General features: G+C 55.3%; 20 protein-coding genes and 1 tRNA gene. 5 read left to right on the forward strand and 16 right to left on the reverse strand.

What is annotated here, in order from left to right; translation table 11 throughout:
- Nucleotides 1-9: 9 nt before the first annotated feature.
- On the reverse strand, nt 10-732 hold the full coding sequence (locus U2949_RS06565; RefSeq protein ID WP_321286814.1) for an N-6 DNA methylase: 723 nt from the start codon (nt 730-732) through the stop codon (nt 10-12).
- A 372-nt stretch (nt 733-1,104) separates the two neighbouring features.
- Nucleotides 1,105-1,383: a transcriptional regulator gene (locus U2949_RS06570; protein ID WP_080655548.1), complete on the reverse strand. Its 279-nt coding sequence runs from the start codon at nt 1,381-1,383 to the stop codon at nt 1,105-1,107.
- A gap of 492 nt (nt 1,384-1,875) precedes the next feature.
- Here U2949_RS06570 and U2949_RS06575 point away from each other — a divergent pair, with 492 nt between their 5' ends.
- Nucleotides 1,876-3,093 carry an Arm DNA-binding domain-containing protein gene (locus U2949_RS06575; RefSeq protein WP_063689893.1) on the forward strand — a complete coding sequence of 406 codons (1,218 nt, stop codon included), beginning with the start codon at nt 1,876-1,878 and terminating at the stop codon, nt 3,091-3,093.
- Between the two features lie 43 nt (nt 3,094-3,136).
- Here U2949_RS06575 and U2949_RS06580 read toward each other — a convergent pair.
- The 6 genes from U2949_RS06580 to tyrS all read right to left on the reverse strand — a co-directional run bounded on the left by U2949_RS06580 (nt 3,137) and on the right by tyrS (nt 8,334).
- A tRNA-Ser gene (locus tag U2949_RS06580) sits at nt 3,137-3,227 on the reverse strand.
- A 140-nt stretch (nt 3,228-3,367) separates the two neighbouring features.
- Nucleotides 3,368-4,516, reverse strand: coding sequence for a bifunctional diaminohydroxyphosphoribosylaminopyrimidine deaminase/5-amino-6-(5-phosphoribosylamino)uracil reductase RibD (gene ribD / locus U2949_RS06585; RefSeq protein WP_321286819.1), 1,149 nt, complete (start codon nt 4,514-4,516; stop codon nt 3,368-3,370).
- Nucleotides 4,517-4,520: 4 nt separating this feature from the next.
- On the reverse strand, nt 4,521-4,982 hold the full coding sequence (nrdR, locus tag U2949_RS06590) for a transcriptional regulator NrdR (RefSeq protein ID WP_003801815.1): 462 nt from the start codon (nt 4,980-4,982) through the stop codon (nt 4,521-4,523).
- A 36-nt stretch (nt 4,983-5,018) separates the two neighbouring features.
- Nucleotides 5,019-6,269: a serine hydroxymethyltransferase gene (glyA, locus tag U2949_RS06595; protein WP_009460681.1), complete on the reverse strand. Its 1,251-nt coding sequence runs from the start codon at nt 6,267-6,269 to the stop codon at nt 5,019-5,021.
- A 183-nt stretch (nt 6,270-6,452) separates the two neighbouring features.
- Complete coding sequence (locus U2949_RS06600) at nt 6,453-7,088, reverse strand: YbhB/YbcL family Raf kinase inhibitor-like protein (protein WP_009460679.1); 636 nt, start codon at nt 7,086-7,088, stop codon at nt 6,453-6,455.
- 19 nt (nt 7,089-7,107) lie between these two features.
- Nucleotides 7,108-8,334, reverse strand: a complete 1,227-nt coding sequence (gene tyrS / locus U2949_RS06605) for a tyrosine--tRNA ligase (RefSeq protein ID WP_009460677.1) — start codon at nt 8,332-8,334, stop codon at nt 7,108-7,110.
- A gap of 242 nt (nt 8,335-8,576) precedes the next feature.
- On the opposite strand from tyrS, the gene U2949_RS06610 reads away from it, so the two are divergent.
- On the forward strand, nt 8,577-9,944 hold the full coding sequence (locus U2949_RS06610) for a M23 family metallopeptidase (protein WP_026484381.1): 1,368 nt from the start codon (nt 8,577-8,579) through the stop codon (nt 9,942-9,944).
- Between the two features lie 3 nt (nt 9,945-9,947).
- Nucleotides 9,948-11,045 carry an anhydro-N-acetylmuramic acid kinase gene (locus tag U2949_RS06615; protein WP_321286822.1) on the forward strand — a complete coding sequence of 366 codons (1,098 nt, stop codon included), beginning with the start codon at nt 9,948-9,950 and terminating at the stop codon, nt 11,043-11,045.
- Between the two features lie 196 nt (nt 11,046-11,241).
- On the opposite strand, the gene erpA is transcribed toward U2949_RS06615, so the two are convergent.
- The 7 genes from erpA to pmbA all read right to left on the reverse strand — a co-directional run bounded on the left by erpA (nt 11,242) and on the right by pmbA (nt 17,602).
- Entirely contained in the window at nt 11,242-11,610 is a 369-nt protein-coding gene (erpA, locus tag U2949_RS06620; RefSeq protein ID WP_003801826.1) for an iron-sulfur cluster insertion protein ErpA, read from the reverse strand.
- Between the two features lie 80 nt (nt 11,611-11,690).
- Nucleotides 11,691-12,428: a DUF6776 family protein gene (locus U2949_RS06625; protein ID WP_143241235.1), complete on the reverse strand. Its 738-nt coding sequence runs from the start codon at nt 12,426-12,428 to the stop codon at nt 11,691-11,693.
- A 35-nt stretch (nt 12,429-12,463) separates the two neighbouring features.
- Nucleotides 12,464-13,528, reverse strand: coding sequence for an N-acetyl-gamma-glutamyl-phosphate reductase (gene argC, locus U2949_RS06630; RefSeq protein WP_257723695.1), 1,065 nt, complete (start codon nt 13,526-13,528; stop codon nt 12,464-12,466).
- Nucleotides 13,529-13,687: 159 nt separating this feature from the next.
- The gene (gene rpsI, locus U2949_RS06635; RefSeq protein WP_009460666.1) at nt 13,688-14,080 is read right to left on the reverse strand and encodes a 30S ribosomal protein S9; all 393 of its coding nucleotides are present in this window, start codon (nt 14,078-14,080) and stop codon (nt 13,688-13,690) included.
- A 9-nt stretch (nt 14,081-14,089) separates the two neighbouring features.
- A complete protein-coding gene (rplM, locus tag U2949_RS06640; protein ID WP_003801836.1) occupies nt 14,090-14,518 on the reverse strand; it encodes a 50S ribosomal protein L13 in 429 nt (142 codons plus the stop codon).
- A 330-nt stretch (nt 14,519-14,848) separates the two neighbouring features.
- Nucleotides 14,849-15,952 (reverse strand): TRAP transporter substrate-binding protein, encoded by a 1,104-nt coding sequence (locus U2949_RS06645; protein ID WP_257723696.1) that lies wholly within the window; start codon nt 15,950-15,952, stop codon nt 14,849-14,851.
- Between the two features lie 282 nt (nt 15,953-16,234).
- Nucleotides 16,235-17,602, reverse strand: a complete 1,368-nt coding sequence (gene pmbA / locus U2949_RS06650) for a metalloprotease PmbA (protein WP_026484387.1) — start codon at nt 17,600-17,602, stop codon at nt 16,235-16,237.
- Between the two features lie 67 nt (nt 17,603-17,669).
- Between pmbA and yjgA the strand changes: the two genes are divergently transcribed.
- Together yjgA and U2949_RS06660 are read left to right on the forward strand one after the other, a co-directional pair.
- On the forward strand, nt 17,670-18,224 hold the full coding sequence (gene yjgA / locus U2949_RS06655; RefSeq protein ID WP_009460660.1) for a ribosome biogenesis factor YjgA: 555 nt from the start codon (nt 17,670-17,672) through the stop codon (nt 18,222-18,224).
- On the forward strand, nt 18,221-18,889 hold the full coding sequence (locus U2949_RS06660; RefSeq protein ID WP_257723698.1) for an alpha/beta hydrolase: 669 nt from the start codon (nt 18,221-18,223) through the stop codon (nt 18,887-18,889). Before yjgA ends, U2949_RS06660 begins: the two co-directional genes overlap by 4 nt.
- 59 nt (nt 18,890-18,948) lie before the next feature.
- On the opposite strand, the gene U2949_RS06665 is transcribed toward U2949_RS06660, so the two are convergent.
- Nucleotides 18,949-21,027 (reverse strand): CocE/NonD family hydrolase, encoded by a 2,079-nt coding sequence (locus U2949_RS06665; RefSeq protein WP_321286827.1) that lies wholly within the window; start codon nt 21,025-21,027, stop codon nt 18,949-18,951.
- Between the last annotated feature and the right edge of the window lie 117 nt (nt 21,028-21,144).

Here is a 21,144-nt window from a genome sequence, read left to right on the forward strand (position 1 = left end):
GATCCAGTATTAGAGGCCGCATGAATCAGGTTCCAACTGCCTTGACAGACGCCGGTACCATGTTTCAAACACTTCCAGTGAGAGCGCATTCCCTTGAATAATGATTGCTGGCACATGCAACAACGCCAGCTGAAGGTATGTCATGTGGACACATCGCCGATCAATATCGATGGCTGTGACATGTAGCGCTTGCTGGTAGTTAATGCCAGAGTCAACCAATGCGTGTATTGCGGCAACTACCATGCCACCCGCTCCGCATGCTGGCTCTTGCAGCGTGATGAACCCCTGCTGCTTAAGTTGAGCCTGGCATGCGCTATGGTCAGCCATTAAGATGCCAGCCATCAATCGAGACACTTCGTACGGGGTGAAGAACTGTCCTGTGCTTGCGTTGCCCATTTCCATCATCATGAACGTTGAGCCCAGTACATCACCAAACTCACCTGTTGCGACACGCTGTTCCCAGCACTGCACCAGGTGCGCAAATGCCTTAACTAAACTGCTCACTTCCTCTTTTTGATACTGCGCCACAATTTCAAGATAACGTTTCTCGCGCTGTTGGTACTGCGTTTTATCGACGGCATTTGATATGGCGATGGCGCCCATTTCTACCCAGTCGGACCATGTTTGATCCAGGCCGCGGTAACACGCCACCGCCCGCAAAAGCTTAATGATTTGCTGTTGATGCTCATCGGCTGACTTAATAAATTTCTGCTGTTGTGCTTTCGTTGTCATTCGGTCTCTCCGGTTGCTGGGGCGGAACTGCCCGGAACCTGAAAACACGTCGCAGCGCAGCGCTCAAGTGTCGAAGACGGCCAGTTGGCCGCAAGCGCCGCCGGCGGCGTGCAGCACTTGAACGCGAGAACGATGTGGCACACTAACCGGGTATGCAGATCCGCCCTCCACTGCTACGGCTTGAGCGGGTGCTTTTAAAAGAGAGGACATTAGCCCTACAACATCACAACACTGAGCCTCAAACTATGGCATTAAAAACAACCCCATAAATAAAAAACCCGACCAGGAGCCGGGTTCTTAACCAACATTAACAAAAGGCACAATAAGCTCAACCAAGAGCGCTACCGAAGAAATAACAAAAGTGCTTTATGATTATGCTTTTTTATCGCGCAAATCTGGCCATATTTGATACCAATCTTCTGGCCGTAACTGTTTTCGAGTCACCTCATTACAGGTCAATTCTTCGATCTCAACACATCGAATAATTGGCACAGGGCGTTTTCCTGATGACCAGTCGCTGATAGTCACCGCTGTGACACCAAGTTTTTCAGCTAAGAGCGCTCCATTTCCCACAATTTTAATAGCACGCTTTACATGATATGGCGCATCAAATTCGGGATTGTCGGAAGAGTTGGGGTGATCATGGTTCATAAATAATAAATATAACGGTCAGGTAGCTGTTGACTTTACTAAGTCATTGACTAATAATACATCCAATTGCTGATGTATAGCACGTTCCTTAACAACCGAAGCTTGATAAATACCGTGCCCTACCTTGCGGTAAGGACTGCGCGGCTGCCCAACAATTCACGGCGGCAGGAGATAAAGCGCGTGAAAAATCAGTTCCCCCCAGGCCAGTGAGTTGGCGCTAAGAGGGGCCCGGACTGACGATCCAGATGTTTTGGACGCCGGATCTGTCGTGAGACAATCCCTCGTGAGGATGGCGAGTAATCCTCTCAGGTTTTGACTAAACTTAGTCGAAATTATACTCAGCCCCCCTTAATTAGGGGGCATACCTTTTTATATTTTGTACATTTTCGCCAGTTTTGGGTAGAACCCGAAACCTTGTCTCAGGTCTTACCCAAAGCTTGTACACTCAAGCCCAGCATGGTGTTGCTCGTTTTCGTTTTATGGTAATTGCATATGAGTAGGAATGGTAGTGGCGTCAAGCCTGCATCAAAAAGCAGCATTCAAATTACATTTCAGTACCAGGGCTTTAGATGCAGAGAAAATATTCAGCTAAAACCAACACCAGCAAATCTGAAGCGCGTTGAGAAGCAGAGAGCTGCAATTATTCACGCTATCGATCAGGGCACATTTGAGTATGCAAATTACTTCCCTGACAGCCCGAAAGCAAAGATGTTTTTCACCGCAAGCGGTCAAACAGAACATGTGGAAGAATATCTAACTAAATGGCTGCGTTCACAAAAACCTGTTTTGAAGGCATCCAGTTATGAGGGTTACCGGAAAATCATCGATAACTTAGTTATTCCTCAGTTTGGCCATTTGCTCTTACCCCAATGGCGCCGAAAAGACACGCGAGACTGGTTAGCAGCCATGCGATGCGGCAACAAGCGTTTAGCAAATATACAAAGCGTTATTCGCAAGGCTCTTTCTGATGCAGTTGATGATGAACTGCTGGATGTCAATTTCATGACTGATTTCTGCTATCAACGAAAAGCCCAGATAAAGGAAGAGGAAGACATTGACCCATTCACGATCGAAGAACAACAGTCCATTTTGGCAAAATGCACCCAGGACATGGCCAATCAAATCAAGTTCTCGTTCTGGACAGGAGTTCGAACCAGTGAACTAATTGCTCTAAACTGGGGAGATGTTGATTTTGTTCGTGGTTATATAAGAATTCGCCGTGCTATGACCCAAGCATCTAAAGGTCAAGCTGAAACCACGAAAACCGTGTCAGGGCTGAGGGAAATCAAAATCCTAAAGCCCACGCTTGAAGCGCTGCAGGCACAACGACCACACACCTTCCTTAAAGGCGATCCCATATTTCTTAACCCAGGCACAGGCCAACGCTGGACAGGCGACCAACAAATCAGAGATGCCTGGATACGAATTTTGAAAGCCGCTGGGGTTCGCTACAGATGGCCCTACCAAACCAGACACACCTATGCCTCAATGATGGTAAGTGCTGGAGAACATCCAATGTGGGTCGCAAAACAGATGGGGCATCGCGACTGGACAATGATTGCCAAAATTTACGCTAAGTGGATGCCCGAGGCTGATGAAAATGCAGGACAGAAAGCCGAAAGCATTTTTGGTACCAGCTATGCCTACAACAGCACCCCCAACAAGTGCCGGGGGATGTGCAATTCAGTTAGAAAAAGAGTGTCTTTATAATGACACGATATAATCTTTAACCACCTGATTTGCATAAGAATTTTGGCGGACAGAGGGGGATTCGAACCCCCGATACGCTATAAACGTATACACGCTTTCCAGGCGTGCGCCTTCAACCACTCGGCCACCTGTCCTAACTGTTCTTTTGGCCAAGCAATTTGAAGCTGCTAACGCCAAGTCCATAATAATAGCAGCACTTATCCTTGTAACGCAAGTGCTCAAATTCTTTCTTCGGCTAATTAGTAGCAACTGAACAGTAGAACGTACAAACAGCTTACTCCGAGTCCGGCGGATAAGCCCCACCCACCGCTCGCAGCAAGGCTTCCCAATGATCGCGCTGGCGCGCCAGGACGCGCAGGTCGGCACCCAGCAAGCGCACATCGGTAAATTCAAACGGCTCTACATCGTCCAGCCCGGCCAGTTCGGTAATATCGGCCACGCCTCGCCCCTGCCCCAGGATCTTGGGGGCCAGGTACATCAGTAATTGGTCCACTACACCGGCATCAATCAAGGCTCCGGAAAGGCGAGCACCGGCTTCTGCATGGACTTCATTGATCTGTTGATCTGTCATCCAGTCCAGAACGGCACGCACATCCACCTGACCTTCGTGCAAGGGCATGGGAACAACCTGTGCATTTCGATCTGCCAGCTCGGCTTCGCGCTCGGAATCACGACGATGGCTGAATACCCAGCAAGGCGTGCCGTCCAGCAAGGCAGCGCTGGGGGTCAGGCGTAAATGCGTATCCAGCACGGCTTTGATGGGGGGACGTGGCGTGGAAACCGCCCGCACATTCATTAGCGGGTTGTCCGCGTTAACCGTACCTATACCCGTCAACACGACACAACTGCGGGCGCGCCAATGATGACCATCGTCACGAGCTTGCGGCCCGGTAATCCATTGAGAGCTGCCATCGGGCAAGGCACTGCGACCGTCCAGCGAGGCCGCCATTTTCATCCACAGCCAAGGACGTCCACGCGTCATGCGGGCAAAGAAACCGGCGTTGATGGCCAGCGCCTGCTCTACGCACAAAGGGCCATCCACCGTAATTCCCGCCTGGCGCAGGCGTGAGACGCCGTTACCTGCCACCAGAGGGTTGGGGTCGTACATGGAAAAGACAACACGCCCGGCGCCTGCTTTGATCAGCGCATCGGCACAAGGAGGGGTTCGCCCGTGATGACTGCAAGGCTCCAGGGTGACGTAGAAGGTCGCACCAGCCACGTTGACGCCGCGCTCTTTGGCTTGGCGCAAGGCCATCACCTCTGCATGAGGGCCACCTGCTTGCTGCGTCGAACCCGAAGCCAACAATTGGCCATCGCGCACGATCAGGCAGGCGACTCGCGGGTTGGGGGAACTGATATAAAGGGATTTCTCGGCCAGCTCCAGGGCTTGCCGCATCCAGATGACGTCTTCTTGCTCGACCATAGCCTTAGCCGCGGTCGGGATCGTTCATTTCGTCGATCGCCTCTACGAACTCGCGGATGTCTTTAAAGCTCTTGTAGACCGAGGCAAAGCGCACATAGGCCACCTGGTCCAACTGCTTGAGCTCGGCCATCACCAGCTCGCCTATGGTCTCGGAGGAGACTTCGCGCTCGCCAGTCAGTTGAAGTTTTTCTTCGATGCGCTGCACAGCGGCATCGACCTGAGCCATGGGGATGGAACGCTTGCGCAGCGCAACGCCCATGCTCGCCCGCAAACGTGCGGGGTCAAAATCCATACGAGTGCCATTGCGCTTGGCCACAACAGGCAGGCTCAGCTCGGCACGCTCGTAAGTCGTGAAGCGCCGTTCACAGGCCGAGCATTTACGACGTCGCCGTATGGCGTCGCCTTCTTCGGTGATTCGAGAGTCGATCACCTGGGTATCGGCATGGTGGCAGAACGGACACTTCATTCAAGATCGCGGGCCTCGCGGCCCGCTCCGGCTGGATTACTTGGAGGAGTAAACGGGCAACTTGGCAGTCAGCTCGTGTACACGGCGACGAACGTCCGCCAAAACGGCTTCGTCGTGAGGGTTGTCCAGTACATCAGCAATCAGGTGCGCCGTCAATTCCGCTTCGGCTTCTTTAAAGCCGCGAGTGGTCATGGCAGGAGTACCCAAACGCACGCCGCTGGTGACAAATGGCTTTTCCGGGTCGTTAGGAATGGCGTTCTTGTTGACCGTGATGTGAGCCTTGCCCAGTGCCTCTTCAGCCACTTTACCGGTGATGCCTTTGGGACGCAGGTCCACCAGCATGACGTGGCTTTCGGTACGACCGGACACGATACGCAGACCGCGCTCAACCAGAGTACGGGCCAGAACATCAGCGTTCTTCACAACTTGAGCAGCGTAGGTCTTGAACTCGGGAGCCAGAGCTTCCTTGAACGCAACAGCCTTACCAGCGATCACGTGGATCAGTGGGCCGCCTTGAATGCCGGGGAAAATAGCCGAGTTGATGGCTTTTTCGTGTTCGGCCTTCATCATGATGACGCCACCACGAGGACCACGCAGGGACTTGTGAGTCGTAGAAGTCACGAAGTCAGCGTGAGGCACGGGGTTGGGGTAAGCGCCACCAGCAACCAGACCGGCGTAGTGGGCAATGTCGATCATCAGCAAGGCGCCGTTTTCATGAGCGATACGAGCCATGCGCTCGAAGTCGATGCGCAGGGCGTAAGCCGAAGCACCACCCACGATCAGCTTGGGTTTGTGCTCTTTGGCCAGGCGCTCCAGTTCGTCGTAGTCCAGCTCTTCGTTCTCGTCCAGACCGTAGGACACGAAGTTGTACAGCTTGCCCGAGGCGTTCACGGGGGAACCGTGGGTCAAGTGACCGCCTTCAGCCAGGCTCATGCCCAGAACGGTATCACCGGGTTTGAGCACAGCCATGTACACGCCCTGGTTGGCTTGCGAACCGGAGTTGGGCTGCACGTTGGCGGCTTCAGCGCCGAACAGCTCTTTCAGGCGGTCAATAGCCAATTGCTCGACCACGTCCACGAACTCGCAACCGCCGTAGTAGCGCTTGCCAGGATAACCTTCCGCGTATTTGTTGGTCAGTTGTGTGCCCTGGGCCTGCATCACGGCGGGGCTGGTGTAGTTTTCCGAGGCGATCAGCTCGATGTGCTGCTCCTGGCGCACATCTTCGCTTTGAATCGCAGCCCAAAGATCGGGGTCAACTTTGTCAAGAGTCGCAGAACGGTCAAACATGAGGGTTCCTAAGGATAAAGTGGTAGCAAACTAAGAAAGCAACATTTTAGCGCGGAAGCGCATCAAACCACCGAGACAAACGTCTCCGGTGGCAGAAACCCCAAAAAATGCGGAAATAAGTAAGGCGGCGGCAGGCGGACTCAAGAGAATATGAAAAAAACTCAAACAGTCCGCCCTGGGGAATCAGGATTGCTGGATCAAACGGGGATTCAGGGTATACATGCCGGTCAGGGATGCGCGACCCAGAATATGACCTTCCATGGCACGCAACACGTCCTGGCCATTGAAGCGACCTTCCAAAGGCAGCTCGGCAATATCCAGGGCATAAACCGTAAAGACATAGCGGTGCGGCAAAGCATCGTTCCACGGAGGGCACGGGCCGTCGTAGCCGAAGTAATCACCGTTCATGTCGCGGTCGCTGGCAAACCAGTTGGTAAAGTCGTTCACGCCCTGGCGCGTATCGTCCAGAGCCAGTGGACCGGCTTTACCACGTGGCGTGATGCCCTTGGAGTAAGAGCCTTCTGCCAGGCTACGCAGCTCGGGCGAGATGTTGATCAAGACCCAATGAAAGAAATCCACCCGTGGCAAATCCGCCGGCACCTCGCGCCCATCCTGGTTCACATCGTCCGGTTTACTGGGGACATCGGGGTCGTGGCAAATGACCACAAAGGATTGGGTCTGCTCGGGAACATCGGACCATTCCAGATGCGGATTGGCGTTACCGGCCAAGGCGACTCTCGATTGTGCGTCATAACGGCAAAACGCCAGACGCTCGGGAATCACGCTCTGATCTTGAAAAGAATCACTACGCAGTTTCATTGCAGACCTCCACAATCAATCAGCCGGTCAAAGTGACTCGCGCAAACTTGCGCTTGCCCACTTGCAGCACATAGCTGCCCGGCTCCAGTTGCAAACCTTTATCGTCCACACGTTCGCCGTTGATGCGCACGCCGCCCTGCTCCACATTGCGCTGGGCTTCGCTGCCGGAAGCAACCAGACCTGCTTCGCGCAAGACACGCAGCAAGGCCAGTTCACCCGCCACGGTTACCTCGGGCATGTCCTCGGGCATTTCGCCACGACGGAAACGGGCATCGAAAGTTTCCAGCGCCTGCTCGGCGGCCTGGGCGCTGTGGAAACGTGTGACGATCTCCTGTGCCAGCTCCACTTTGACTTCACGTGGGTTACGGCCTTCTTCAATCTGCTTTTGCAGACCGGCGATGTCTTCCAGACTACGGAACGACAACAGCTCGAAGTAACGCCACATCAAGGTATCGGAGATGGACATCAACTTGCCGAACATGGAGTCCGGCGTTTCACTGATACCAATGTAATTGCCTTTGGATTTGGACATTTTTTCTACGCCGTCCAAACCCACCAGCAATGGCATGGTCAAAATACATTGCTGTTCCTGACCATATTCTTTTTGCAATTCACGACCCACCAGCAAATTGAATTTCTGGTCGGTACCGCCCAATTCCACGTCCGCTTTCAATTGAACCGAATCGTAGCCTTGCAGCAAAGGATACAAAAACTCGTGCACCGAAATAGGCTGATTCGCCTTGAAGCGCTTGGTGAAATCATCACGCTCCATCATGCGGGCCACGGTGTAACGCGAAGCCAGTTGAATCATGCCGCGCGAACCGAGCTTGTCGCACCACTCCGAGTTGTAGCGAACTTCGGTACGGGCCGGGTCCAGAACCAGCGCAGCCTGATCGTAGTAGGTCTTGGCGTTGGCAATGACCTGCTCGGGCGTCAGGGGCGGACGAGTCGTGTTGCGGCCGCTGGGATCACCAATGGTGGAGGTGAAGTCGCCAATCAGAAAGATGACGGTATGCCCCAAATCCTGCAGCTGGCGCATCTTGTTGAGCACCACTGTGTGCCCCAGGTGAATGTCGGGAGCCGTTGGGTCCAGACCCAGCTTGATACGCAGCGGCTGTCCTGTTGCATGGCTGCGCGCCAGTTTGCGGGCAAACTCGGATTCGACGAGCAATTCGTCGCAGCCGCGTTTGACGATGGCTAAATCAGCCAGGACTTCTGGAGAAAGGGGCTCTGAGGGGGATGACATAACAAATCTGGTGACAAACTAATGAGTAAAAATGCTCGAAAAATTAAGCCTAATGCGCTAGGATAGCCTGCTATTGCGAGACGTGCTTAAGAATTGAGCAAGGTTTCGTAAACCGAATTATTTTATCATTCCCGCGCAGGTCAGATCGCCAGGGCTGGAATGTTCTGTCCGCCCAGTACAACTGACCTCCGCCTGCCAGCCGGGTGGACGGTAAACCGTACGTCCAACAAGGTTCTGGTTTTATGTTCAGCAAAGGGAAACGCTCCTCCTCCCACCTCAACATCCACCAGCCTCGGTCCGCCCGAGCCCTTTTTATCCGTGCCGGTTTGATCACGCTTGCCCTTGGCTCTTTTGTAGCCGCCGGTGCACTTGCCGTGGTGATGCCCAGCAGCCCGGAACCCCAGATTTACCAAGCCCGCACCGCCTTGACCCTGCCCTCGGACCTGACCGTGCTGCAGGCCCAGGACCAGCAAGCCTACATTACTGAAACCCGCATCCGCCGCGGCGACACCTTGTCCGCCCTGCTCCAGCGCATGGAAGTCAGTGAAGAAGGCTTGTTGCAATTTCTGACGCACGACAAGAAAGCGCGCTCTATCTACAAGCTTTACCCTGGCCGTACCATCCAAGCTGCATTGGATGCCAATGGCAATTTGCAATGGCTGCGCTACCGTCACACGCCCTACTCCGATCAGTCCGGCCAAGGTCTGGCCAGCTGGCTGGAAGTACGCCCGGACGGTAACAATGGCTTTATCGCCCAGGAACAAACCGACCTGACCCAGACCCGAGTGCGCGTGGCTCAAGCCACCATCAACAGCTCGCTGTTTGGCGCCAGCGATCAGGCCGGCATCCCCGACAACATCACGCTGCAAATGGCGGATGTGATGGGCAGCAAGATCGATTTCCTGAAAGACCTGCGCAAAGGCGACAGTTTCCGCGTGGTCTACGAGTCCTACGGTCATGAAGGCCAGGACGTGGGCTCGGGCCGCTTGCTGGCAGTGGAATTCATCAATCAGGGCAAAACGCATGAGGCCGCCTGGTTCCAGCCTGAAAATGGCTCCGGCGGTTATTACGATTTCAGCGGCCAAAGTCTGAAAGGCGCTTTCCTGCGCACCGCACTGAAGTTCACCCGCATCAGCTCCACCTTTGGCGGTCGCCGCCATCCTGTGCATGGCGGCTGGCGTGACCACAAAGGTGTGGATTATGCCGCCCCATCCGGCACCCCCATCCACGCCACTGCGGATGGCACGGTCGAGTTTATTGGCCGCCAGAATGGTTACGGCAACACGATCATCCTGAAGCATCACGGTCAGTTCACCACCTTGTACGCTCACCAGAGCCGCTTTGCCGCTGGGCTGCGCAAAGGCGACCGCGTAGAACAAGGTCAGTTGATTGGCTATGTGGGCTCGACGGGCTGGGCAACAGGCCCACATCTGCATTACGAATTCCGTATCGCCCAGAAAGCCGTTGATCCCCTGTCGGTAGACCTGCCGGTAGCACGCGTGCTGGATGCCCCGCAGCGCAAGCAGTTCCAGCAAACCCTGGCTTCCTACCAGAACAGCTTTGCCTTGCTGCACACAGATGCTGAGCCCGTGAAGCTGGCCAGCCGCTAAACCATGAAAGCCCCCCTGTTTATCGGACTGATGTCTGGTACCAGCATGGACGGTGTGGATGCCGTGCTGGCATCCTTCGGCCCACAGGGGGCACAGATACACCAAACCCATAGCCTATCCATGCCAGCTGCTCTACGAGGCGAGCTGCTGGCTTTGCAGCATCCAGGGCACAACGAACTGGCCCGCGCCAGTATTGCCGCCCAGCAGTTGACCGAGCTCTACGCTCAGGCTTGCATGCCCTGGACTCAAGGCCCCGAAAAAGAGCTGATCCGTGCGATTGGCGTACACGGTCAGACTATCCGCCATGCGCCTGATCAGGGCTATACCCTGCAATTGAATGCCCCTGCTCTTCTGGCCGAGCGCTGTGGAGTGGATGTAATTGCAGACTTCCGCAGCCGGGATATAGCGGCGGGCGGCCAAGGTGCACCTTTGGTACCCATCGTCCATGAAGCCCTGTTCCGTCACGAACATGGCCGCGTCATTCTGAACCTGGGTGGAATTGCGAATATCTCCCTGCTGCTGCCTGGACGTGATGTTTTTGGCTTTGATACTGGCCCGGCGAACATGCTGCTGGATGCCTGGGTGAGCAAGCATCGAGGCCAGTCCTACGACAAGGACGGACAGTGGGCCGATAGCGCTGCTCCTGATCCTGCCTTGCTTGCCAGCCTGTTGAGCGAACCCTGGTTTGCTCTGCCTGCTCCTAAATCTACAGGTCGTGATCTGTTCAATTTGGGGTGGCTGCAGGAGCACCTGGATCGTGTTGATCCGAAAGGTGGGTTTCAGCCTGCTACGGTGCAATCCACTCTGATGGATTTGACCGTACACAGCGTTGCACAAGCCATCAAGCCTTACGCAGAACAGATTCAGGAATTGATTGTGTGCGGTGGTGGCGCTGCCAATCCTGCCATGCTGAAACGCCTGGGCGATCTGGTGGCCATGCCGATTCGATCCAGTGCTGAGCTGGGTATGGACCCGCAATCTATTGAAGCTCTCGCCTTTGCGTGGCTAGCGTATGCCCATATCGAGCGCATTCCAGCAGGGCTACCTGCCGTAACAGGCGCGAGACACGCTACGGTGCTGGGTGCTTGTTATCCGGCCTGAGCTACGAACAAGCCCCTCCCTGGTTGAACCAAAAAGCGCCCTCCAGCGGTTTACCCTATTAGACCTGACGCTGCACGGCCTTCAACAAAACCCCATAAACAAAACACCCCAGACTCTGGAGTCAGAGTCTGGGGTGTACTTTGTACCAACCTACCAAAGCAAGCAAGGCTGAGCAATCAGCGCCAGCCTTTCCTTCTTACATCGTGAAGGAAGAGCCGCAGCCGCAGGTAGTTGTCGCATTAGGATTACGGATAACGAACTGGGCACCGTCCAGGTCGTCCTTGTAATCAATTTCGGCGCCCACCAGGTACTGGAAGCTCATGGCGTCAACCAGCAGTTGCACGCCATCCTTATCAATAATGGTGTCGTCGTCGTTAACCAGCTCGTCAAAGGTGAAGCCGTACTGGAAGCCGGAACAGCCGCCACCTTGCACGAAGACGCGCAGCTTCAGTTCGGGGCTGCCTTCTTCAATCAGGAGCTCACGGACCTTCTCAACCGCTGAATCAGTAAAGATCAGTGGGGAAGGAGGGGCTTGCAGATCAACGGATTCGGTAAGAGTGCTCATGTGGTTCTCCTGCCGGCCCCCGCCGGCATGAATAATTATCATGTGATCGCCTTGCACATGACCACCCGCGGGTAAGGTGATTAGTCTGGCTGGGCGATTTTTTCCTGGCGAGAGGCGCGGATAACGCTTCCTTCCAGGACGTTCAGCGTCAAGGCGGTGGGCTCAAAGCCTGGCGGCAAAGCCAGCCAACCCATGGCGCGCTGAAACTGGTTGAAGTTTAAAACCAAAGGATCAATCTGTTCTACAGACGACTCTGCCAGTACCGAGTCCGGCCCGGAACTGGGTGACAAATCGATTTTAACGTTTTTTCCGTCTTGCCGCCCAGTCAGCTGAAACTGGAGGCGGCCGGAAAAAGCCTTTCCTTCTGGGGCGTTACGTTGCAGCAGTACCTTGTACTCCAGCAAATCGCCCCTTTTAGCAACGTCCAGGGCTCGGACAGTAACAGAACCACTAGGACCGGGTGGGAGCAACTGTTCATAAAAGGCCAGCTGTTCGCGTGTCTGCGCCAGTTCGGCCTGAGTAGACGACAAGGACTTTTCCAAACCCTTGCGCGTGCTCTCTTCCAGAACCAGTTGCCCGCGCAGCCCTTCAAACTCGCTTTGAATCTGCTGCAGGGATTGCTGGCTACGCGCCAGATTTTGCATGGCCAGCTGTATTTGTTCGGACTGATCGGCCGGTTGAGTCAGACTGCGATAAAGCCACAGGCCTCCACCGCCCAACAACACTCCCAGCAATACGGCCAGCCCAATCGTAGTCGCCCCGCCCCGCGAACGGGAAGGAGCGACAGTAGAAGAATTGGTTTGCGGTGATTCAGCCATAAACATTTGACCTGTTCACCAAGACCAAGTTCCCTTTAAGGCAAAATTGCAACGTGATTCAAGCCGGTTTGTTCTGGCAGACCGAACAAGATATTCATGTTCTGCACAGCTTGGCCCGAAGCCCCCTTAACCAGATTGTCCTGCACCACCAGAATGATCAGTTGATCGCCATTGCCAGGACGCTGCACGGAAATACGCAGCTGGTTGGAAGCGCGCACCGAGCGGGTTTCTGGCAGAGTACCGGCAGGCAGCACATCCACAAAGGTTTCCTGGGCGTAGCGCTGCTCGTACAAGGCCTGGAAGTCTGTATTCATGGCTTCCGGCTTGATGCGCGCGTAGATTGTGGAGAACATGCCGCGAATCATGGGCACCAGGTGAGGCACAAAGGTCAGACCGACCGGGCCACCGGCCAGGCGCTGCAACTGTTCCACAATTTCCGGGTGGTGACGGTGACCCGACACGCCGTAAGCCTTGAAGTTGTCGCTGGCTTCAGCAAACAGATTGGGAACCGAAGCCCCTTTACCAGCGCCGGACACACCGGATTTGCAGTCTGCAATCAGATGCTGGGTATCAACCAGCGCCTTGCCGCCTTCCAGCAAGGGAGCCAGGCCCAGCAAGACGGTGGTGGGGTAGCAACCAGGATTACCAATAACCTTGGCTTGAGCAATCTTGTCGCGCAGCAGCTCTGGCAGGCCATAAGCCGACTGGCTCAGGATATCCGGGCAGCTGTGCTCCATCTTGTACCACTTCTGGAACACGTCCGTATCTTGCAGGCGGAAGTCTGCAGCCAGGTCAATAACGCGCACGCCTGCTTCCAGCAGACGTTCAACCTGACTCATGGCTACACCATGCGGAGTGGCAAAGAACACCACGTCACACTGTTCCAGATTGGCGTTTTCAGGCGTAGAGAACTTCAGGTCCACATGACCACGCAGGTTCGGATACATATCCGATACCGGCACGCCGTCCTCTTTACGCGAGGTAATGGCGACCAGTTCTACCTGAGGGTGCTGACTTAACAGACGCAGCAACTCGACCCCGGTGTAACCTGTACCGCCGACAATCCCTACCTTGATCCGGGTATCGCTATGTATAGCCATGAACTTTCCTGAAAGAGAGACGAGCAAAAATTCTATCTTAACGTAGTCCTGCCTGTTCTCAAGCACCAGAGCGGGCAAAGCAGGACAAATGTAGCCAGCAAACAAAAACCCCGGACAGGTCCGGGGTTTTTGAGCACCATAAACAGGTCGCGAGGCGAATTAACGCTTGCTGAACTGTTTGCGGCGACGTGCTTTGTGCAGACCGACTTTCTTACGCTCAACAGCACGAGCGTCACGAGTCACCAAGCCAGCTTGTTTCAGTTCTGTCTTCAGTGTTGCGTCGTAGTCGATCAGAGCGCGGGTGATGCCGTGACGGGCAGCACCGGCTTGGCCGCTTTCGCCGCCGCCATGCACGTTGATCTTGATGTCAAACGATTCAACATGGTTGGTCAGCACCAGGGGCTGACGCACAATCATGCGACCCGTTTCACGAGCAAAGTATTCGTCAACAGGCTTGCCGTTGACTACGATTTGACCCGTACCCTTCTTGATGAAGACACGAGCAACGGAGGTCTTGCGACGGCCCGTACCGTAATTCCAGTTACCAATCATGACCTATCCTTAGATGTCCAGAGTTTTAGGCTGTTGAGCACTGTGAGGATGCTCGGCACCAGCGTAAACCTTCAGTTTCTTGGCCATGGCGTAGCCCAGAGGGCCTTTTGGCAACATACCCTTGACGGCCTTTTCGATGGCACGGCCTGGGAAGCGCTCTTGCATGGTTTGGAAGTTGGTTTCGTAAATACCGCCTGGGTAGTTCGAGTGACGATAGTACTTCTTATCCTGCGCCTTGTTACCGGTCACGGCAATGTCAGCAGCGTTGATGATAATGATGTAATCGCCGGTATCAACGTGAGGGGTATATTCGGGTTTGTGCTTACCACGCAAACGGCGTGCGACTTCGCTGGCCACACGACCAAGGACTTTGCCTTTAGCGTCAATCACAAACCAGTCACGTTTGACTTCAAGCGGCTTGGCCACGAAGGTCTTCATGATGGTTCCTAAATATTAAAATTCTGGGTCAAAGCAACATGCTTGGCCCATACAATCTACCCGCTTTTTCAAGCCGGGCAGCCCTATTTGACCCTGCCAAGGCGTTATATTCCGCCCGTGCATTTCTGCCAAATAGCTCGCCATAATAACATAAATAGTGGATAACACTAGGGTTTTGCACAAAAACACAGGTTTTTTGCCACAACCAGGCGCTCTCTCATAGAGGGAAGGCGCATTAAAAACCCCTGCCTTCCAAAGGAAAAACAGGGGTTAACAAGACTGGTTAGTCGAACCGGAGCAGATTGCCCTGCCCGGTCCCACCTACGGGGATCAGCCTTTTTTCTGGTTTGCCAGCGCAATGCCCAGGTAGTTGTCGTAAGAGCCTTCGGCCACACGGAACCAAGGCACAATCGCGTCACGGAAGCCCATGTAGTCGTCGTGAATCTTCTTGAACATGGGATCCTTGTCGCAGAATTCCTTGTACAGAATATTGGCGGTCTTGAAGGACTCGTCCATCACGTCGCGCGGGAAGGCTTTCAGTACCGCACCGCTGGCGATCAGGCGACGCAGTGCGCCTGGGCTTTGAGCGTCGTACTGACAAATCATGCGCTCGCCAGCAGCACGCGAAGCAATTTCAATCAGGGACTGGTATTGCTTGGGCAATGCCTGGAAAGCGGCGTCATTCACATACAGCGAAACCTGGGCCGAACCTTCCCACCAACCGGGATAGTAGTAATACTTGGCCACTTTCTGGAAACCCAGTTTTTCGTCATCCACAGGACCGACGAATTCCACGGCGTCCAGCGTGCCTTTTTCCAGCGATGGGTAAATATCGCCTGGTGGCACTTGCTGAGGCACCACGCCCATGCGGGCCAGCACTTCGCCAGCAAAACCGGCCGTACGCATCTTCAGACCTTTCAGGTCTTCCAGAGAGTTGATTTCCTTGCGGTACCAACCACCCATCTGGGTGCCGGTGTTACCGAAAGCGAAGTTGATGATGTTGCGAGTGGCAAACAGTTCACGCAGCAGCTTGGTACCGTTGCCTTCCTGCATCCAGGCATTCATCTGGCGGGCATTCAGGCCAAAAGGCACGGCCGTGTCAAAGCTGAACGAAGGGTCTTTACCGTAGTAGTAATAAGAAGCTGTCTGACCGCACTCCACCGTGCCATTGCTGACTGCATCCATCACACCAAAACCGGGGACAATTTCACCGGCTGGGTACAGACGGATATTGAAGTTGCCGTCCGAGGCCTCTTCCACCATCTTGCAAAACGACTGGGCTGTCGAAAACAGAGCCGGGGTAGCGGGACCGTAAGTCGATGTCAGCTTCCAATTAACCTTGGGATTGCTTTGGGCAATAGCAGGAGCAGCAATAGCGGCAGTACTGGCTACGGCGCCAAGACCTGCCTTTTTCAGAAACGAGCGACGCTGCATGAATAACCTCCTTGTGGGTATTCGGTAACTGGGAAATATTTTTATGCTATGGATAGTACACTGGCGCGCCCCGAATGGGGGGCTGGGAAAGCCCGGATTATCCCGCAAATCCGGCCCTATATTGTCGGGTCTTTGATGTGAAACACCTGAAGGGCGCTCCACATAGAGAACGGCCTGAGTCGGAAGCAACGCCGAACTCAGGCCGTAATCATCTGTTTACTGAACGCCCTCCTGCCCGTGGCAAGGCATAAGGGGCTATGCCGGTTTTCCAGACAGCAGAAATCAGGAACCGGCCACCGACATCTGCTCGATCAGGATGGAACCCGTACGCTTGGAGCCAGCCGCAAAGGTATCAGCACCCACGGCCACAATCTGCGCGAACATCTCGGCCAGATTGCCCGCAATCGTCACTTCTTCCACGGCATGCTGAATGCGACCATTTTCCACCCAGTAGCCAAAGGCACCACGCGAGTAGTCGCCGGTCAGGTAATTGATACCCTGGCCGATCAGCTCGGTTACCAGCAGACCGCGGTCCATTTTCTTCAACATGGCATCCAGGTCGTCCTCGGGACGAGTCAGGCGAGAGCTCAGCAGCAAATTGTGCGAACCACCGGCGTTCCCGGTAGAAGGCATGCCCAGTTTGCGGCCTGCGTAGGAGGACAGGAAATAGCCCTTCAGCTCGCCGCCCCGCACCACATCACGGTCGCAGGTACGCACCCCTTCAGAGTCAAACGGCGCACTGCCCATGGCAGCAGCCAGATGCGGACGCTCCAGCACATCAATGTGCTTGGCCATGACAGACTTGCCCAAGGAATCCAGCAGGAAGCTGGTTTTGCGATACAGGGCCGAGCCACTGGTAGCCTGCACCAGAGAACCAATCAAGCCCACAGCCAGCGGGGCTTCAAACAACACCGGATAGCGGCCGGTAGGAATACGGCGGGCCGACAGGCGCGACAAAGTGCGCTCGGCCGCGTAACGTCCAACGGACTCGGGGCTGGCCAGGCGGGAAGGGTCACGCGAGCTGCTGTACCAGTAGTCGCGGTGCATATTATCGCCCTTGCCGGCAATGGGGCTGACGCTTAGCGAGTGACGGCTGTAGGGGTAGCCACCCAGAAAGCCGCGGCTGTTACCCATCACAAAATGCCCTTCCAGCGTATCCACCGATGCGCCTTCGGAATTGCTGATCAGAGGACTCAACTCCAGCGCGGCCTGCTCGGCACGAATCGCCAGCTTGGCGGCCTGATCCGCGTCCAGCAGCCAGGGGTGGTGCAGGTGCAGATCGGGATAGCTTTGCGCCAGCATGTCTTTTTCAGGCAGCCCGGCAAAAGGATCTTCAGCGGTGTAGCGGGCAATATGCCAGGCGGCTTCCACCGTTTCACGCAGCGCCTTGATCGAAAAGTCCGACGTGGAGGCCGAGCCACTGCGCTGGCCTGCAAACACGGTCACACCCAAGGAGCGGTCTTGCGTCTGCTCTACCGTTTCCAGTTCCATCTGGCGCACGGAGACGGCCAGACCTTTGTTTTCTGAAATATCGACGGCAGCATCACTGGCGCCCAGTTTTTTGGCATGCCGCAGCGCTTCATCCACCAATTCACAAAACTGGAACTGATTGGCACTGATCGACAATTGGGAAATAGTTGGATGACTCATTGCTACTCTTTGAGGGTTAGGCGGTTATCATAGCCAATTGGCGACAATCTTTGCTATTTCACTTCTTATGGCCCGTCCACGCACTGAAATCGATGAAAACGGTTACGACCGCCCCAGCAAATCGCAGGTAAAACGCGAAATGCACGCTCTGCTCGACCTGGGCAAACGCCTGATTGAGCTCTCGGACGACCGACTCAAACAACTTGATCTGGGCGAGCCCTTGATGGCTGCCATCAAGGATGCCAAGCGCATCAGCCCGACGGCCCGCGAAGGACGCCGTCGTCAAATCCACTACGTGGGCAAGCTGATGCGCAATGTGGAACCCGAACCGATCCTGAAACAACTGGACGTCTGGGAAAACGGCTCCAAGGAAGACACCCGTGCCATGCACAGGCTGGAAGCGCTACGCGACCTGTTGTTGCGTGATGACGACGCTCTGACCGAATTCATGAATGAATTTTCCGGCGCCGATATCCAGCAATTGCGCACCCTGATTCGTGCCGCACGCAAAGAAGCCGAGAAAAATTCCACACTGGTACAAGGCCAGGACCCACAGCGCAAGCACTACCGCGCCCTGTACCAGTACATCAAGACCTTGGTAGATCTTTCGGAGTCCGCATGAACCCTCTGCTTGAGTCGATTGAGATTGAAACCGGTGCCAACCCTCAGCACGCCGTTATCTGGCTGCATGGCTTAGGCGCTGACGGCCACGATTTCGCCCCTATCGTGCCAGAGCTGGGCCTGCAAAACGCCCCCGCCATCCGTTTCATTTTCCCGCACGCCCCCATCCAGCCCGTCACCATTAACGGCGGCATGGCCATGCGTTCCTGGTACGACATTTATGTGGCGGACCTGGTGCGCCACGAGGACGAAAGCGGCCTGCGCCAATCGCAGATCGAAGTGCAGAACCTGATTGCCCGCGAAAACGCTCGCGGCATTCCCACGGAAAATATTGTTCTGGCCGGTTTCTCGCAAGGCTGTGCCATGACATTGCAAACCGGCTTGCGCTTGCCCGAGCGTCTGGCTGGCATGCTCTGCCTGTCCGGTTACCTGCCTTTGGCCGCAGCGGTGGAAAAAGAGCGTCATCAGGCCAATCAGAACACGCCTATTTTCATGGCGCATGGCAGCATGGACCCGGTCGTGCCCCTGACTCGTGCCGAAGCCAGCCGTCAGCAACTGGAAACCATGGGCTATCAGGTGCAATGGAATGTCTACCCCATGCCCCACGCTGTTTGCCCGGAAGAAATCAGCGCGATTGGCCACTTCCTGAAACAGGTACTGCGCTAATCAGAGCACAAGACAAAAAAACGCCGCTGCAATCACAGCGGCGTTTCTCATTCAGCTTTTCATTGATAGACCCGAGCTATACGCTCTTGCCAGGTCTTCTCCCGAACCTGCACCCCATCCTCTTTCAGCACCCGCGTAAAAGTCAGGTAGAAATACGATTCGTCGGACTCAATTCGAGCCTGGGCTGACATATCAATCTCCCGCCCCTTGAGGGTAAAGACATTGCGCCGATCACCCTGATAGCGCGCCTTGGCGGGTGTAGCATCATTGACCTCCCAGCGATACATCTCCTCGGAGCGGTACAAATTGTCATGCAGCACCCAGCTAAGCTCATTGCTGGTGGTGAACGTCGAATCGCCGGTGGCTTCATTACGAACACTGCTGAATACAGGCCCATCCCCGTCAATAGTACGGCCGAAAGGAGCCGCTTCACTCGCCTGGGGTGGCGACATGACGCAAGCCTGCGTACCCTGCTCCCGCACAGGCACCACGGGCAGGTCCACCCAGGTATCCACACCCGGAAACAGACTGGTGACACCCGGCGTCGGGCTGGGCCAGACCATGGGGAACTGCGCATTGCTCACCGCCAGGCGGATACGATGGCCCGGCTTGAAACGCCACGTAGTGAAGTGAATGGAGGTTTCCAAATTGGTGGCCGTACCCGGCACCAAGGGCTGTGGTTCCAGACGCGAGATACGCTGGGAAGGGTTGATGATTGCCCCGCTGACCAAAGAAACCTGCCCATTCGGGGCCACATCTTCAAGTCGCACTGTCCATTGATAGAAAGGCGCATCAGCCGCGACCTTCAGACGTACCTTAGGCATACCCATGATTTCCATGGCCTCACTCAAGGGTGCGGAGTCATACACCAGGCTATGCGCATCATCGGCAGCCATATCGCCCGTTTGCTCCCCCCACCAGCCGCCACCAGCCAAACCGGCTCCGGCCTTGTAACGCAAGGCCTGAGCCAAACCGGAGGCAGGAGAAACAGCAGCCAACTGGTGTCCAGCCTGAGGATGCAGACGTTGAGTCCGCGCGCCTTCCACCGGCCATTGCGGATCACAGCGCCAATAACCGGGCACGCTGGTCCGATCGGTAGCGGGAGCATGGCCGGTACGCATGAAGGCCATCCGGCGCGGTTCATCCAGAATCCCGGTATCTATGTCTTTAAGCCAGTAGTCCCACCAACGCACCGCCCTCTCGCGCCACTCATAATTCGGGCCGGGCACGCCATATTCCGGCCAGGCGTGGTTCCAGGGCCCCATTTCCACAATCACAGATGCTTTCGAGGTCCGACTGACATCCAGCGCAAAATCACGATAGCCATCCAGCAAGCCACCAATCAAATAGGCCGGAACCTCTAAAGGCTGCTTTTTGAAGGCCAAGGACTGGGCACGCCAGAAATCGCCGTCCTGTTGTTCACGCAGCCAGGTGAAAATCCAGGGCTCACGGTCAAAACGGTTCTTGAAATACTCCTCGTCAATCCGATAATCCGGGCTTTGCGGCATGGCGTTATCGGTATCAATCTGGTGCGCATAGGAGTCAATGTGCAAGGCACCATCAATATAGTGAACGTCGTTGTAAAACAGATCGGTAGAACCGTGTGCCGCGATAATGGCCTTGAGTGCTGGCGGTTTTCTGTGAGCCGTCATCAAGGAGTTGAAGGCGCTCCAGGACAGGCCGTACATACCCACCTTGCCATTGGACCAGCTCTTGCGAGACAACTGATCAATCAGCTCCTCGGCATCTGCAATCTCGGCAGCGGAATACTCGCTGACAGGGACAGGGCCAGAGCTGCCACCTGTGCCACGCACATCAACCCGCGCCAGCACATAGCCCCGCTTGGCAAAATAAGAGCCGTACTCGTAGTCACCCAGCGCGAAGAAGTCGTCCTTGCGATAAGGCAGCATCTCCAGAATGACCGGGAAGGTTTCACCCGGTGTTTTAGCCGATGGCCGATAATACGTCACCGCCAAGCGCACACCATCGCGCATCTCCAGGCTGTCGTTCTCCATGGAGAACTCGTAATGGTTTTTTTCAGATAGCATTGCTGTCTGCCCGGAGCAAGCCAGCAGGCCGCCTATCAAGAACAAGCCCAGCACCCAGCGCTGCAAAGCAGCCAGATTCAATCGCATCATTGTGTCCCCGGTATGTGGCGCCGTCGGTGGTGGGCACCATCCATTGATGCGGCGGCAGCCAGCACTCCAGCGCTGTACTGCCTGCCATCACGAGCGCATCATAGTCCCGCCACCGTT

Origin of the sequence: Alcaligenes phenolicus (assembly GCF_032063905.1) — a bacterium.
In the GTDB taxonomy this organism is placed as follows: Bacteria; Pseudomonadota; Gammaproteobacteria; order Burkholderiales; family Burkholderiaceae_B; genus Alcaligenes; species Alcaligenes phenolicus.

Bases quoted from the DNA above. Each gene is read 5' to 3' on its own strand.
- U2949_RS06565 (WP_321286814.1), bottom strand. From the start codon at position 732: ATGACAACGAAAGCACAACAGCAGAAATTTATTAAGTCAGCCGATGAG.
- U2949_RS06570 (WP_080655548.1), bottom strand. From the start codon at position 1,383: ATGAACCATGATCACCCCAACTCTTCCGACAATCCCGAATTTGATGCG.
- U2949_RS06575 (WP_063689893.1), top strand. From the start codon at position 1,876: ATGAGTAGGAATGGTAGTGGCGTCAAGCCTGCATCAAAAAGCAGCATT.
- ribD (WP_321286819.1), bottom strand. From the start codon at position 4,516: ATGGTCGAGCAAGAAGACGTCATCTGGATGCGGCAAGCCCTGGAGCTG.
- nrdR (WP_003801815.1), bottom strand. From the start codon at position 4,982: ATGAAGTGTCCGTTCTGCCACCATGCCGATACCCAGGTGATCGACTCT.
- glyA (WP_009460681.1), bottom strand. From the start codon at position 6,269: ATGTTTGACCGTTCTGCGACTCTTGACAAAGTTGACCCCGATCTTTGG.
- U2949_RS06600 (WP_009460679.1), bottom strand. From the start codon at position 7,088: ATGAAACTGCGTAGTGATTCTTTTCAAGATCAGAGCGTGATTCCCGAG.
- tyrS (WP_009460677.1), bottom strand. From the start codon at position 8,334: ATGTCATCCCCCTCAGAGCCCCTTTCTCCAGAAGTCCTGGCTGATTTA.
- U2949_RS06610 (WP_026484381.1), top strand. From the start codon at position 8,577: ATGTTCAGCAAAGGGAAACGCTCCTCCTCCCACCTCAACATCCACCAG.
- U2949_RS06615 (WP_321286822.1), top strand. From the start codon at position 9,948: ATGAAAGCCCCCCTGTTTATCGGACTGATGTCTGGTACCAGCATGGAC.
- erpA (WP_003801826.1), bottom strand. From the start codon at position 11,610: ATGAGCACTCTTACCGAATCCGTTGATCTGCAAGCCCCTCCTTCCCCA.
- U2949_RS06625 (WP_143241235.1), bottom strand. From the start codon at position 12,428: ATGGCTGAATCACCGCAAACCAATTCTTCTACTGTCGCTCCTTCCCGT.
- argC (WP_257723695.1), bottom strand. From the start codon at position 13,528: ATGGCTATACATAGCGATACCCGGATCAAGGTAGGGATTGTCGGCGGT.
- rpsI (WP_009460666.1), bottom strand. From the start codon at position 14,080: ATGATTGGTAACTGGAATTACGGTACGGGCCGTCGCAAGACCTCCGTT.
- rplM (WP_003801836.1), bottom strand. From the start codon at position 14,518: ATGAAGACCTTCGTGGCCAAGCCGCTTGAAGTCAAACGTGACTGGTTT.
- U2949_RS06645 (WP_257723696.1), bottom strand. From the start codon at position 15,952: ATGCAGCGTCGCTCGTTTCTGAAAAAGGCAGGTCTTGGCGCCGTAGCC.
- pmbA (WP_026484387.1), bottom strand. From the start codon at position 17,602: ATGAGTCATCCAACTATTTCCCAATTGTCGATCAGTGCCAATCAGTTC.
- yjgA (WP_009460660.1), top strand. From the start codon at position 17,670: ATGGCCCGTCCACGCACTGAAATCGATGAAAACGGTTACGACCGCCCC.
- U2949_RS06660 (WP_257723698.1), top strand. From the start codon at position 18,221: ATGAACCCTCTGCTTGAGTCGATTGAGATTGAAACCGGTGCCAACCCT.
- U2949_RS06665 (WP_321286827.1), bottom strand. From the start codon at position 21,027: ATGATGCGATTGAATCTGGCTGCTTTGCAGCGCTGGGTGCTGGGCTTG.